Consider the following 304-nt stretch of genomic DNA (forward strand, 5'->3'; position numbering starts at 1 on the left):
GATTATAGCTGTTCAAAATTCGCGGTCCAGCCGCAACAATGCACGCGTTGACAACTTCGCAATAAAGATTATAGCTGTTCAAAATTCGCGGTCCAGCCGCAACCGAAACGGCGAGTCTTGCGGATGCGCCAGATTATAGCTGTTCAAAATTCGCGGTCCAGCCGCAACTTAACAGGCAACGACCCCTCGAGATTGACGATTATAGCTGTTCAAAATTCGCGGTCCAGCCGCAACACGTGGCGTGTTCCGCTATGCCAACTCCGCATTATAGCTGTTCAAAATTCGCGGTCCAGCCGCAACCGCG

General features: G+C 51.6%; 1 CRISPR repeat array.

Annotation, left to right across the window (positions count from 1 at the left end):
- Positions 1-300: direct repeats of the CRISPR family, unit length 37 nt; unit sequence GATTATAGCTGTTCAAAATTCGCGGTCCAGCCGCAAC.
- The last annotated feature ends 4 nt before the right edge of the window (positions 301-304 follow it).

It is taken from the genome of Yoonia vestfoldensis DSM 16212, from assembly GCF_000382265.1.
GTDB classification, from domain to species: domain Bacteria; phylum Pseudomonadota; class Alphaproteobacteria; order Rhodobacterales; family Rhodobacteraceae; genus Yoonia; species Yoonia vestfoldensis.